This window comes from Amycolatopsis sp. PSD-21 (assembly GCF_055561455.1).
The window spans coordinates 7,335,787-7,348,274 of the sequence record NZ_CM145712.1 but is presented as its reverse complement, the minus strand read 5'-3'; the positions used below and the strand labels follow the sequence as shown (position 1 = coordinate 7,348,274).

The 12,488-nt window shown below is 69.6% G+C and carries 14 protein-coding genes; 7 read left to right on the top strand and 7 right to left on the bottom strand.

The features are described from left to right. Positions 1–23: 23 nt before the first annotated feature. From ACZ1DY_RS34475 to ccrA, 4 genes are all read right to left on the bottom strand, one after another. Positions 24–1,169 carry an adenylate/guanylate cyclase domain-containing protein gene (locus ACZ1DY_RS34475; RefSeq protein ID WP_257484717.1) on the bottom strand — a complete coding sequence of 382 codons (1,146 nt, stop codon included), beginning with the start codon at positions 1,167–1,169 and terminating at the stop codon, positions 24–26. Then, a complete protein-coding gene (locus tag ACZ1DY_RS34470; RefSeq protein WP_007031721.1) occupies positions 1,169–1,618 on the bottom strand; it encodes a universal stress protein in 450 nt (149 codons plus the stop codon). Before ACZ1DY_RS34470 ends, ACZ1DY_RS34475 begins: the two co-directional genes overlap by 1 nt. A 105-nt stretch (positions 1,619–1,723) precedes the next feature. Beyond that, positions 1,724–2,833, bottom strand: coding sequence for a chromosome segregation protein (locus ACZ1DY_RS34465; RefSeq protein WP_465418597.1), 1,110 nt, complete (start codon positions 2,831–2,833; stop codon positions 1,724–1,726). A 104-nt stretch (positions 2,834–2,937) separates the two neighbouring features. Next, positions 2,938–4,287 carry a crotonyl-CoA carboxylase/reductase gene (gene ccrA, locus ACZ1DY_RS34460; RefSeq protein WP_126732823.1) on the bottom strand — a complete coding sequence of 450 codons (1,350 nt, stop codon included), beginning with the start codon at positions 4,285–4,287 and terminating at the stop codon, positions 2,938–2,940. A 203-nt stretch (positions 4,288–4,490) separates the two neighbouring features. Between ccrA and ACZ1DY_RS34455 the strand changes: the two genes are divergently transcribed. Together ACZ1DY_RS34455 and ACZ1DY_RS34450 are read left to right on the top strand one after the other, a co-directional pair. Further along, on the top strand, positions 4,491–4,859 hold the full coding sequence (locus ACZ1DY_RS34455; protein WP_125673593.1) for an SPW repeat protein: 369 nt from the start codon (positions 4,491–4,493) through the stop codon (positions 4,857–4,859). Positions 4,860–4,875: 16 nt separating this feature from the next. Next, positions 4,876–5,439, top strand: a complete 564-nt coding sequence (locus ACZ1DY_RS34450; protein WP_126732824.1) for a TetR/AcrR family transcriptional regulator — start codon at positions 4,876–4,878, stop codon at positions 5,437–5,439. Here the strand turns inward: ACZ1DY_RS34450 and mce are convergent. After that, on the bottom strand, positions 5,433–5,882 hold the full coding sequence (gene mce, locus ACZ1DY_RS34445) for a methylmalonyl-CoA epimerase (protein ID WP_093937501.1): 450 nt from the start codon (positions 5,880–5,882) through the stop codon (positions 5,433–5,435). The two genes, ACZ1DY_RS34450 and mce, sit on opposite strands and share 7 nt — an antisense overlap. Before the next feature lie 131 nt (positions 5,883–6,013). Between mce and ACZ1DY_RS34440 the strand changes: the two genes are divergently transcribed. Both ACZ1DY_RS34440 and meaB read left to right on the top strand, forming a co-directional pair. Continuing rightward, positions 6,014–7,195 carry an acetyl-CoA C-acetyltransferase gene (locus ACZ1DY_RS34440; RefSeq protein ID WP_126732825.1) on the top strand — a complete coding sequence of 394 codons (1,182 nt, stop codon included), beginning with the start codon at positions 6,014–6,016 and terminating at the stop codon, positions 7,193–7,195. 5 nt (positions 7,196–7,200) lie between these two features. Then, the gene (meaB, locus tag ACZ1DY_RS34435; RefSeq protein WP_395874346.1) at positions 7,201–8,169 is read left to right on the top strand and encodes a methylmalonyl Co-A mutase-associated GTPase MeaB; all 969 of its coding nucleotides are present in this window, start codon (positions 7,201–7,203) and stop codon (positions 8,167–8,169) included. 216 nt (positions 8,170–8,385) lie between these two features. On the opposite strand, the gene ACZ1DY_RS34430 is transcribed toward meaB, so the two are convergent. After that, on the bottom strand, positions 8,386–8,973 hold the full coding sequence (locus ACZ1DY_RS34430) for a hypothetical protein (RefSeq protein ID WP_126732827.1): 588 nt from the start codon (positions 8,971–8,973) through the stop codon (positions 8,386–8,388). 146 nt (positions 8,974–9,119) lie between these two features. Here ACZ1DY_RS34430 and ACZ1DY_RS34425 point away from each other — a divergent pair, with 146 nt between their 5' ends. Next, positions 9,120–9,800 (top strand): peptidylprolyl isomerase, encoded by a 681-nt coding sequence (locus ACZ1DY_RS34425; RefSeq protein WP_465485743.1) that lies wholly within the window; start codon positions 9,120–9,122, stop codon positions 9,798–9,800. Here the strand turns inward: ACZ1DY_RS34425 and pdxR are convergent. Next, positions 9,797–11,176 (bottom strand): MocR-like pyridoxine biosynthesis transcription factor PdxR, encoded by a 1,380-nt coding sequence (gene pdxR / locus ACZ1DY_RS34420; protein WP_465482167.1) that lies wholly within the window; start codon positions 11,174–11,176, stop codon positions 9,797–9,799. The two genes, ACZ1DY_RS34425 and pdxR, sit on opposite strands and share 4 nt — an antisense overlap. Positions 11,177–11,222: 46 nt before the next feature. Here pdxR and ACZ1DY_RS34415 point away from each other — a divergent pair, with 46 nt between their 5' ends. After that, positions 11,223–11,687: a carboxymuconolactone decarboxylase family protein gene (locus ACZ1DY_RS34415; RefSeq protein WP_016336647.1), complete on the top strand. Its 465-nt coding sequence runs from the start codon at positions 11,223–11,225 to the stop codon at positions 11,685–11,687. Next, positions 11,684–12,427 carry an isocitrate lyase/PEP mutase family protein gene (locus ACZ1DY_RS34410; protein WP_465482166.1) on the top strand — a complete coding sequence of 248 codons (744 nt, stop codon included), beginning with the start codon at positions 11,684–11,686 and terminating at the stop codon, positions 12,425–12,427. The genes ACZ1DY_RS34415 and ACZ1DY_RS34410 overlap by 4 nt, the downstream gene beginning before the upstream one ends. Positions 12,428–12,488: the final 61 nt, after the last annotated feature.

Genomic DNA, 12,488 nt, shown 5'->3' with positions numbered 1-12,488 from the left:
CCCTTGCTCTCCCCGGCAGGGGATCAGCGCCGCCGCCGCTTCGAGCGAGGCCGAGGCGGCAACGAGTCCGCGGTGGCGTCCTCGACTTCCTCCGGAGCGGGCGCGGGGGGAGGAGTGGCGTCGGCCAGCCCCAGCATCTCCGCGGCGAGCTGCTGCGAAGACGCGAACATGCCCGAAGGCCGGTCCCGCGCGCGGCGGAGGGACGAAGGCCGCAGCCGGTTGTAGCCCCGCACCGAAACGGGCCGCCGCGACCGGACCTCGTACTGCGGGAAGCCCGAAAGCTCGGCGGCGAGTTCCTTGTCGACCAGGATGGTGCCCGGCCGCGCGGTCGAGGTGAGGCGGGCGGCGAGGTTCACGACCGAGCCGTAGACGTCGCCGAACCGGCTGAGGATCCGGCCCGAAGCCAGCCCGGCGCGCACGGAGGGCAGGGTCTCGTCGGCGTCGGCGCGTTCGGACAGGGCGAGGGCGATCTCGGCACCGTCGACGGCGGAATCGGCCACGAACAGGACCTCGTCGCCGATCATCTTCACGATCCGCCCGTGGTGATCGGCGACGACCTCGGTGGCGACGGATTCGAACCGGTCGAGGATGTCGGTCAGCTCTTCTTCGCCGACCTGCCTGGTCAGCCGGGTGTAGCCGACCATGTCGACGAAGCCGACCACTTCGGTCCGAGCTTGGAGGTCTTCCTCCGGCATGGCCAGCGCCCGGCCGGCGTAGGCGGCCAGGTGGCGGCGCCAGACGAATTCCTGCACTTTCTCGAGCTCGGGCAGCAGCCGCTCGACGAGCCTCCCGATCTGACGTTCGCTGGTGCCGATCTCCTTGTTCTCGGTGATCATCGTCCACAGCATGTGGACTTGCCATTCCGCGAGCCGCGAAAGGTGCTGGCCCAGCGCGCGCGTCACGGCCAGTTCGATGCTCGGGTCGATCAGCCCCGAGTTCATCAGTTGATCGGCCGTGCGGATGGCTTCGATGTCGGCGTCGGTGAAGACGACCTCGTCGTCCTCGACCGTCGCGAAGCCCAGCGCACGCCAAAGCCGCCGAGAGCGTTCCTCGGGAACGCCTGCCTTCTCGGCGACTTCGAGCCGGGTGTACTTGCGCCTTCCACCGAGCAGGATCCGTTCGAGGCGCTGTTGCAGCGCGTCGGGCGAGATCTCGCCGGGTTCGGGCATCAGGTGGTGTGGACGATGAGCACGTCCACCCCGGACTTCCGCGCGACCTCGGACGGCACGGAGCCCAGGATGCGGCCCGCGAGCGTGTTCAGCCCGCGGTTGCCGACCACCAGCAGGTCCGCGGAGCGCTCGGCGACGACCTTGCGCAGCGAGTCGACCGGGTCGCCCACGACCGCGGCGGTCTCGATGGTCTTCGCGCCGGCCTTCGCCGCCCGGTCGCGGGCGGACAGGAGGGTGTCCTCGGCGGGCGCCGAGCCGACAACCTGGTACGCCTCGTCACCGAGGACGTCCTGCGCCTTCTCCACGTCGCCCTTGTTGGCGGGGTAGTAGGCGCACACGATGACCAGGGTCGCTCCGGAGTCCCCGGCGACACCCGCCGCCCGGTCGACCGCGGCGAACGAGGAATCCGATCCGTCCGTGCCCACGACCACGGTCCGATATGCAGCCATCCGCAACCTCCACCGATCTGACAGCCCGCACCTGCGCGCGAGCAGCGACGATAACCGCTCGTCGGCGGCCTCGCAGGCCGCCGTGAGCACGGTCGGGTGAAAAGGTTACTCGCCAGTCGGTTTCTGCGCTGCCGCAGGTCGCGGTGAAGGCTTCGCGCCGGATGTGGCCTTCGGCACATCGGCCGTCCGGAGCTGCACGGTGGCTTCCGAGTCGGGCGACGGCTTCGCCTTCAGGTCCGCCGGGACATGCGGCTCGTCGCCGAGCACGTGCGTCGCCTCGGCGAGCGCGGTCCGCGCGGAGCGGACCTGCTCGGCCAGGCTGGAGCGCACCTTGCGGAGCGCTTCGACCCGTTCGGTGGCCTGCGTGATCCGCCGGTTGGACTCTTCGGTGGCCTGCCGGACGCGGCGGCGTGCCTCGTCGGCCGCCTCGGCGAGCCGGGCGTTGGCCTCGGTGATCGAGTCCTGCTTGCGCTTGTTGGCGTCGGCGACGGACTCGCGCTGACGGCGTTCGATGTCGGCCTTGGCCGCCGTCTCCTCTTCGAGCACCTTCGCGCGGATGGCGGCGGCGTCCTCGGTGGCCTCGCGGACGCGGCGGGCGGCCTCGGCCTTGCTCGCGGCCTCCTGCTCGGCCAGCGCGTGCATGGCCTCGGTACGCCGCGACGCCATCGCGATCTCGAAGTCCTCTTCGACCTGCGTGCGGCGCTGCTGCGACTCGGCGTCGAGCTTGTCGCGCTCGGCCTTCGCCTTGTCGATGATGTCCTTCGCCTCGGCGCGGGCCTTCTCGAGCACGCCGCGGTGCTCGGCCTCCATCTCCTTGCGACGGAGGTCGAGCTCGTTGAGCAGCTGCTCGTAGCGGGCCCGCATGGCGCTCGCGTCGGTCTCCGCCTTCGCGCGGATGTGCCCGGCTTCGGCCTCCGCGCGCGCCTTGGTGTCGGCGGCTTCGTCCTGCGCGAGCCGCAACATGCGCTGCAGGCGCTCGGAAAGGCCTTCGACGCTGGTCGGCGGCTGGGCGAGCCGGTCGACCTGCCCGCGCAGGTCCGCGATCTCGCCGCGTGCGATCTCCAGCTGCCGTGCCAGGTCGCCCGCCTGTCCGATGGCGGCATCGCGATCGGCGGTGAGCATCTTCAGATCGGCGTCCAGCCGTTCGAGATGTTCGTCGACCTGCGCACGGCTGTAACCGCGCTTCGCCACGTCGAAGCCGGCTCCCAGCGGCACTAGCTCCCGTTCCTCGCCAAGGCTCATTCTTCTACCGTAGTCGAGCTGGAGTCACGGAAGGGTGAGCACCCACGCAACGCGCGGCGAAAGCACGTTCCGGCGCGCTAAACGTTCCGGAAGGCGTTGATCCCGTCGATGTGCTTTTCGCGCAGCTCGTGGTTCCGGACACCCAGACCTTCTTCCGGCGCAAGGGCGAGCACGCCGACCTTGCCCTGATGTGCGTTGCGGTGGACGTCCAGCGCGGCCTGCCCGGTCTCTTCGAGCGAGTAGGTCTTCGACAGCGTCGGGTGGATCAGACCTTTCGCGATGAGCCGGTTCGCTTCCCACGATTCGCGGTAGTTGGCGAAGTGGCTGCCGATGATCCGCTTCAGGTTCATCCACAGGTAACGGTTGTCGTACTGGTGCATGTAGCCGGAAGTCGACGCGCACGTGACGATCGTGCCGCCCTTGCGCGCGGCGTAGACGGACGCGCCGAAGGTTTCCCGGCCCGGGTGCTCGAAGACGATGTCCGGGTCTTCGCCACCGGTCAGCTCGCGGATCTTCTTACCGAACCGCTGCCACTCCTTCGGGTCCTGGTTGTTCTCGTCCTTCCAGAACTTGTAGCCCTCACCAGTGGCGCTGCTGCGGTCGATGATCAGCTCCGCGCCCAGCTTCCGGCAGATCTCCGCCTTTTCGGGGCTGGAGACCACGCACACCGGGATCGCGCCGCCGTTGAGCGCGTACTGCGTCGCGTAGGAGCCGAGGCCGCCCGAAGCGCCCCAGATCAGCACGACGTCGCCCTGCTTCATGTCGGCGCCGTTGCGCGAGACGAGCTGGCGGTAGGCCGTGGAGTTCACCAGACCGGGGGAGGCGGCCTCCTCCCAGGTGAGGTGTCCCGGCTTCGGCATCAGCTGGTTCGCCTTCACCAGCGCGATCTCCGCGAGCCCACCGAAGTTCGTCTCGAAACCCCAGATCCGCTGCTCGGTGTCGAGCATCGTGTCGTTGTGCCCGTCCGGGCCCTCGAGTTCGACGTTGAGGCAGTGCGCGACGACCTCGTCGCCCGGCTTCCAGTTGTGCACGCCGGGCCCGGTGCGCAGCACGACGCCGGACAGGTCCGAGCCGACGACGTGATAGGGCAGGTCGTGGCGCTTCGACAGCGGCGAAAGCCGCCCGTAGCGCTCCAGGAACTTGAACGTCGAGACCGGTTCGAAGATCGAGGTCCAGACGGTGTTGTAGTTGATCGCGCTCGCCATGACCGCGACCAGCGCCTCGCCCGGGCCGAGTTCCGGCGTCGGGACCTCGTCGACGTGCAGCGACTTGCGCGGGTCCTTGTCCCGGCTTTCGAGGCCTTCGAACATGCCGGCCTCGTCCTTGTGCACGGTCACCCCGCGATAGGACTCCGGCACGTCGAGCGACGCCACGGCGCCGAGGTCATCGTTCAGAATGGCCTGCTGGATCTCGCCGAGCTGCGACATCGGAACCTCCGCGAATGGGGGACGGCGTGTGGCGCCCTAAATTACTCATGGGTAACCAGGTCCACAACTGTACGAGACGTGGAGCACGTACACATCCCGAAGCGTTATCGACCGGTCTTGACCGGCCGGCCAACCAAGCGCACCATGGGCGGTGGAGATCTCTCCGACCTGCAGGTTCAGCCGATATTCGGAGGTGAGCACGCATGAACGAACCCACGACGCGCCCTTGGACCCGTCCCCATGACTGGGCGGAGGTGGTCATCGGTGTCGTGGTCGCTCTTTCACCCCTCTGGATGACCACGGACAACACCGCCATGTGGACGCTCGTCATCCTCGGCGCGCTGGTCGCCCTCGACGGTCTCGCGTCGCTCGCGATGCCTGGCATGGTCTATGGCGAAGGCATTCAGATCGTCCTGGGCGCGCTGCTGTTCATTTCGCCATGGGTGATGGGATACGCCGACTTCATGGGCGCGTCCTGGACCGCTTGGATCGGTGGCGTCCTGACCGTGGTGGCCGGGGCGGCGGCGATGCCGATCGCCCAGGCGACGCACCGGACGGCGGGACAGCACTGACCCAGGAGGAAACGGCGTGAAAGAGGATTCGGCGAAACAGCGCATCCTGCGGGCCGCGGAGGCGCTCTTCGCCGAATCCGGTTTCGACGCCACGCCCACTTCGCGGATCGCGGAGCGGGCGGGCGTGCCGAAAGGCCTGGTGCACTACTACTTCCGGCGTAAGTCGGATCTGCTGGCCGCGCTGGTCGCCGAACTGCCCGACGCCCGGATCGAACCGGCCGTCGTGGTCGTCCCCGGCGATCTCGCGGGCAGTCTTCGCGGCCTCGTCGTCGAACTCGACAGGCGGTTCAACCGGTCCTTGGCGCTGTCACACCTGTTGTGGCGCGAGGCCGACACGCACCGCGCGGTCCGCGACGCGCTGGCCGAACGCTTCCAGCAACTGGTCCGGCAGGTGAAGGCCGTGATCGTCGCCGCGACGGGCGGCAAGGTCGCGATCGCCGACGTCGATTCGGCGTCGGGACTACTCGCGCGGGCGGTCAGCCATCGTCACGCGACGGCACGGCACAGCGAAGACGGGGACCCCGCCGAGATCGACCGCGAGGTCCTCTTCATCGCTTCAGCGTTGACGCGGGGTCAGTGACCGTCCTTCGCGGGCTCCACCAGTTCGACGAGCACGCCGCCGGCGTCCTTGGGGTGCACGAAGTTCACCCGGCTGTTGGACGTACCGCGCTTCGCCTCGTCGTAGAGCAGCCGCAGTCCCTGCGCGCGCAGCGCCGCGGCGGCCGCGTCCACATCGGACACTCGGTACGCCAGCTGCTGCAGCCCGGGGCCGCTCTTCGCGAGGAACTTGCCGATCGCGGAGTCGTCACGCAGCGGCGCGAGGAGCTGGATCGCGGTCTCGGTCCCCGCGGTGCCCGGCGCGCGCAGCATCGCCTCGCGGACGCCCTGCTCCTCGTTGACCTCCTCGTGCGCGACCTCCAGGCCGAAATGCTCGGCGTGGAAGGCGATCGCGGCGTCGAGGTCGGGTACCGCGATGCCGACGTGGTCGATGGCGGTCACGAACGGTTTCAGCGCCTGGTTCATGCAGAGCAGGATAGGTGCGCGGACCGGCGGACCGGCGTGCGCCGCCTCACACTGGCTCCATCAAGAGACCCGCGACCCGGGTATGGTCGCGAAGACCCCCTTTGCCCTTGCGCCGATGCTTGGAGGACGCCGTGTCCGGTTCCGTGATCCTGGGTGCCGCCCGTACACCGATCGGGCGATTGCTCGGTTCCCTGAAGGACTTCTCGGGCGCGCAACTCGGCGGATTCGCCATCAAGGCGGCGCTGGAACAGGCCGGTGTCTCGCCGGACGCGGTCCAGTACACGATCATGGGACAGGTGCTCACCGCCGGCGCGGGCCAGATCCCGGCCCGGCAGGCCGCGGTCGCCGCCGGTATCCCGATGAGCGTCCCGGCGCTGACCATCAACAAGGTCTGCCTCTCCGGTCTCGACGCCATCGCGCTGGCCGACCAGCTCATCCGCGCGGGTGAGTTCGACCTGATCGTGGCGGGCGGCCAGGAGTCGATGACCCAGTCGCCGCATCTGCTGCCGAAGTCCCGCGCGGGCTTCAAGTACGGCGACACCACGCTCGTCGACCACATGGCCTACGACGGTCTGTTCTGCGCCTTCGACCAGGTCGCCATGGGTTCGTCGACGGAGAAGTACAACAGCCGCTACGGGATCACCCGTGAGCAGCAGGACGAGTTCTCCGCGCGGTCGCACCAGCGTGCCGCCGCCGCGATCGCCGAGGGCCGCTTCGACGCCGAGATCGCGCCGGTGTCGATCCCGCAGCGCAAGGGCGACCCGGTCGTCTTCTCGCAGGACGAAGGCGTCCGCGCCGACACCACCGCCGAAGGCCTCGCGAAGCTGCGTCCCGCCTTCGCCTCCGACGGCACCATCACCGCCGGCTCGGCTTCGCAGATCTCCGACGGCGCGGCCGCGGTCATCGTCGCGAGCAAGGCCAAGGCCGAGGAACTGGGCCTGACCCCGCTCGCCGAGATCGGCGCGCACGGCGTGGTCGCCGGTCCGGACGCCAGCCTGCACGAGCAGCCGTCGAACGCGATCCTGGCCGCGCTGGCCAAGGCGAACCTGACCGCGGACGCGCTCGACCTCGTCGAGATCAACGAGGCGTTCGCCGCCGTCGGCCTGGTTTCGGCCGACAAGCTCGGGCTCGACCCGGAGAAGGTCAACGTCGACGGTGGCGCCATCGCGCTCGGTCACCCGATCGGCGCGTCCGGCGCGCGGCTCGCCGTGCACCTGGTCCACGAACTCCGCCGTCGCGGCGGCGGCCTCGGCGCGGCCGCCCTCTGTGGTGGTGGCGGCCAGGGCGACGCGCTGCTGATCCGCGTTCCGTAAAGCCCTTGCCGGTACAGCTGGACATCGACGAACTGGTCGGTCGCGCGCGGGACGGCGTCCCCCGCGCGATCGCCCGGTTGCTGTCGCTGGTCGAGGACGCTCATCCACGGTTGCCCGAGGTCGCGGCCAAGCTGACGCCGCATACCGGCAACGCGCGGGTCGTCGGCCTGACCGGTCCGCCGGGTGTCGGTAAGTCGACATCGACGTCCGCGCTGCTCACGGCCCTGCGGGCGCGGGGCCTGCGGGTCGGGGTGCTGGCGATCGACCCGTCGTCGCCGTTTTCCGGCGGCGCGCTGCTCGGCGACCGGATCCGGATGACCGAACACGCCACCGATCCGGGTGTCTTCATCCGGTCGATGGCCACGCGCGGTCATCTCGGTGGGCTGTCGTGGGCGACGCCGCAGGCGGTCCGGGTGCTCGACGCGGCCGGGTTCGACGTCGTGCTGATCGAGACCGTCGGTGTCGGTCAGTCCGAAGTGGACGTCGTGAAACTGGCCGACACCACGGTGGTCCTGCTCGCGCCGGGAATGGGCGACGGGATCCAGGCGGCCAAGGCGGGCGTGCTGGAGATCGCGGACGTGTTCGTGGTCAACAAGGCCGACCGCGAGGGCGCGGACGCGACCGTGCACGACCTCAAGCAGATGATCTCCTTGGTGCGCCGGGAGATCCGCGGTCCGAGCTGGCGTCAGCCGATCGTGCGAACGGTGGCTTCGCGGGGCGAAGGTGTCGAGGACGTCGTCCGGGCGTTGGACGAACACCACGATTGGCTGGTCCGGCGCGACGAACTGCCTCGCCGTCGTGCGGCGCGGGCCCGGGACGAGGTCGAGGCGATCGCCGTGCAGCGGTTGCGCGCGGAAATCGTCGACCTGCGCTCCGGTGACCGGCTCACCGAATTGGCCGAACGCGTGGTCGCGCGGAAACTCGACCCGTTCGCGGCGGCCGAAGAACTCATCGCGGACCTTCGCGGCTCGTGAGCTTGCCCGCTTGAGGTACATGAAGGACCCCTTCCTTGCGCCAGGCGCAAGGAAGGGGTCCTTCATGTACTGGGGAAGGGGTGGAGGTCGAGTTTCCTCGGCTGAGCCGAGGGAAGGGGGCCTTCACGGACCGGCCCGGCACCAACCGCGGCCGGAACCACGGAGGTACCTAAGACACCCTTGGCCCTAACTGTCCTTACCACTCACGAGGCTTGGTCAGAATTCGACGTACATCTTGATGTCGCCGAAATCGCTGTCGAGATTGTCCAGATGGGCGATCGCGTCCTCTTTCCAGACTTCGAGCTGGTTCGTCTCGCCGTAGGTGAGCTGCTCGCCGTCCGCCACCTTGTGGGCGTAGTTCGTGATGGTGACGGTCTGGCCCCGGCAGAACTCCACGCGTTCCAGGAACCGGTCGGCCATGTCGGGATCGAAGACGCGGCCCATCCGGACGTAACCGTTGTTGATGTGCTCCTCGCAGTAGAAGTGCGCCGCGGCCGAGGCGATCCACTCGGTCAGCGACGCGTCGCGAGGCGGCCACTTCTCCCGTACGTGCGACTTGATCTCCCTGGCGAGGCGGATGACGCGGCGCCGTTCGAGATCGCTCAGCCCGTCCTCCTTGCGGAAGTCGAGGATCATGTCGTCGACGACCTTGGCGAGCCTGAGCATGCGCGGCTTGTCGAGTTCGGCCGGTTTCTCCGGCGGCAGCCCGGCCATGACCCGCTCGTGCACGAGGACGTACTGCGTGTACGCGTACAGGAAGGTCAGGGCGTTCAGCTGCCATTGGTGTCGTTCGGCGATCTCCACGGCTCCGACCCTAACCGCGGACCTACTTCCGGACCTGTGTGAGCGCCGGGGATTCACCCTATGCTCTGCTCTTCGTCCACGGCTGGGAGGCAGGAACCGTGCAGAGGATCGCGAAGGTCTTTGTGGCAGTGCTGGGAGCCGGGCTGATGCTCGCGGCCGGCACCGGAACGGCGTCGGCGGAGGGTGCGCCGCCGAAGGTGACGAAGGGGCCGTGCCAGTACACGGAGACGCCGGACGAGCCGGCCGCGCGGCCGGTCCCGCTGCCGCCGGACCCGCGGCACACGCCCGACCGGGGCAAGGTCCCGGTGCAGCTGAAGACCAACCAGGGCAAGATCGACCTGACCCTCGATCGGGCGAAGGCGCCGTGCACGGTGCAGAGTTTCCTGCACCTGGCGAAGCACCGCTTCTACGACCGCACGACGTGTCACCGGCTGACCGCGTACCCGACCTTGAAGGTGCTGCAGTGCGGTGACCCGAGCGGTACCGGCGAGGGCGGCCCCGGCTACAAGTACAAGGACGAGCTGCCCGTGGGCCTGCCGCCCGCGCCGACCGACCCGACCGGCGAGCGCAAGGTGTACGCGCGTGGCGTCCTCGCGATGGCCAACGCGGGCCCGGCGACGAACGGAAGCCAGTTCTTCGTCGTGTACGGCGACTCCGCGTTGCGCCCGAACTACACGGTCTTCGGCACCGTCGGTCACGAAGGCCTCGAAACCCTCGACGACGTCGCCGCCGGCGGCATCAAGCCGACCCCGGAGAACCCCGCCCCGGTCGACGGCGCCCCCGCCCTGAAGACCGACATCCTCCGGGCGCGCCCCTGGTTCTGCTAGGTGACCTCGAAGATGGCCTCGCGCAGGGCTTGGGTGGCGCCGCCGAAAGCGTGCTTCGCGGCGGCGCCGTACCCGATGATGAGCCCTTCGCGTTGCGGTTCGCCGATCCAGTAGCCGCTGAGGCCTTCGAGCCCGATGGCGCGACGGCGGCAGGCGGCCAGTACCTCCATCTCCCGGGGGAGGTCGCCGGGGAACTGGAGCACCAAGTGCAGCCCGGCGGAGATCCCTTGTGGCAGCACGGAATCCGGCAGGGTCGCGAGCAGTTTGTCGCGCCGGGACCGGTATTCGACGCGGCAGCGGCGGATGTGCCGGTCGTAGGCGCCCGATTCGATCAGCTCGGCCAACGCCAGCTGGTCCAGCAACGCCGGTCGCGCCCCGCTCTCGGCCAGCGCCGCGCGCACCGGTTCGACCAGGAACCGCGGCAGCACCATCCAGCCCAGGCGCAGCGACGGCGCGAGCGTCTTGCTCGTCGTGCCCACGTAGACGACCCGTTCGGGTGCCAGCGCCTGCAACGCGCCGACCTGCTGATGGTCGAACCGGAACTCGCCGTCGTAATCGTCCTCGATGACGACTGCGCCGGTCTCCTCCGCCCAGCGGGTGAGTTCGGCCCGCCGCCCGGGCGCGAGGGTGACGCCGAGCGGATACTGGTGCGCCGGGGTGACCACAACCGCCGGACTGTCCAAAGAGGACACTGTGATCCCGTGATCGTCGACGGGGACGCCGACCACGCGGGGACCGTTGGCGGCGGCGATGTTCCGGTAGATGTGCAGCGACGGGTTCTCGAACGCGATCTCGTCCGCGCCGCGCGCGTGCAGGACCCGCGCCAGTACCGCGATCGCGTGCGAGAACCCGGAACACACCAGGATGCGGGCGGGGTCGGCGAGCACGCCGCGGCTGCGGGCCAGGTACGCGGCGAGCGTTTCCCTCAGTTCCGCCGCGCCGGACTCGGCCGTGTAGTCGAACGCCGACATCGGCGCCTGGTGCAGCGCCCGCCGGGTCGCGGCGAGCCAGGCCGCGCGAGGGAACGCGGACAGGTTCGGCCTGCCGGGGCGCAGGTCCCAGCGTGGCGCCGGATTGCGGGGGACGGGCCGCGGCGGCGACGCGGGCAGCGCCCCCGCCGTCGCGACCCGGGTCGGCGCGCCCTGCGTGGTCCGCAGGTAGCCCTCGGCGGCGAGGTCGGCGTAGACCCGCGTGACCGTTCCCCTGGCCACGCCGAGGTCCTGTGCCAGCGCCCTGGTCGAGGGCACCGCGGCGCCCGCCTGCCAGCGTCCCTCGCGGATGGCCGCGCGGATCGCAGTCGCGAGCCCGCTCCGGCCGCTTTCGGGACGCCAGTCCAGGTGGACGTCTATTCCCGAACTGGACCACGAATCTGCCATGACACTGGACCATACTCGTGGGCCAGTCGTCGCTAGATTCGACGGCATGACCGAGCGAATCCATGTGGGCAAGCGAGTGCCCGAGATCTACCAGGCCATGGCCAAACTGCAGGCCGAAGTCGAGAAGGCCGCCGCCAACGCCGGGGTCGACCAGAAGATCCTCGAACTGGTGAAGATGCGGTCGTCGCAGATCAACCACTGCGCGTTCTGCCTCGACATGCACTCCCACGACGCGCTGCAGATGGGCGAGTCGCCGCGGCGGCTGTTCGTGCTGCAGGGGTGGCGCGAGACCGAACTGTTCACCGAGCAGGAGCGCGCCGCCCTCGCGCTCACCGAGGCGATCACGAACGTGGCGACCCTGCACGACGTCCCGGACGACGTCTACGAAGAGGCCACCCGCGTCTTCACCGAGGAGCAGTACCGCGCGATCGTCTGGGAGGCCATCGCGATCAACAGCTGGAACCGGATGTGCGTGACCAGCCACGCGCCGCTGCCCGAGCGCGCCGAATGACGGCGGCCCGGCTGCGGGAACTGCACGTCGCGGGTAGCCCGCTGCTCCTGCCGAACGCGTGGGACGCCGACAGCGCGCGTCTCGTGGAAGCCGCCGGCTTCCCGGTCGTGGCGACGAGTTCCTTCGCCGTGGCCAAGGTCCTCGGGTACGACGACGGGGAGGACGCGCCGGCCGCCGAGATGTTCGCGGCGGCGGCGCGGATCGCGCGGGCGGTCTCGGTTCCGGTGACCGTCGACGTGGAAGGCGGGTACGGCCTCGAAGCGGGAGAGCTCGCGGCGAGGCTGGCCAAAGCGGGTGCCGTCGGCTGCAACTACGAGGACACCGATCACGCTTCAGGTGGAGTACGCCCGCTCGAGGCGCAGGCGAAACGGGTCGCGGAGTTGCGCGAGGCCGCCGGGGACGCGCTGGTGATCAACGCCCGCGTCGACGTCTTCCTCGGCGCGTCCGACGAACGAGCGGTACTGGACGACGCGATCTTGCGGGCCAAGGCGTACTTCGAGGCCGGGGCGGACTGTGTCTATCCGATCATGGTGAAGTCGCCGGAGGTGCTCGGCGAGTTCGTGAAGGCGGTGGCGCCGGGAGCGGTCAACGCCGCCCCGATGCCCGGAGGCCCCGATCTCTCCGCGCTCACGGCACTGGGGGTGGCGCGGATCTCGCTGGGTACCGGGCTGTGGAAGTCCGTCCGCGCCGATCTCCGCGCGAAGCTGGCGGAACTGACTGCGGGGAAGCTGCCTTACTAGGGGAAATGGGAACCGGGGCGGTGCGGCCGGGGGCGTTGGTGCCGGCCGCACCGTCCCGGCG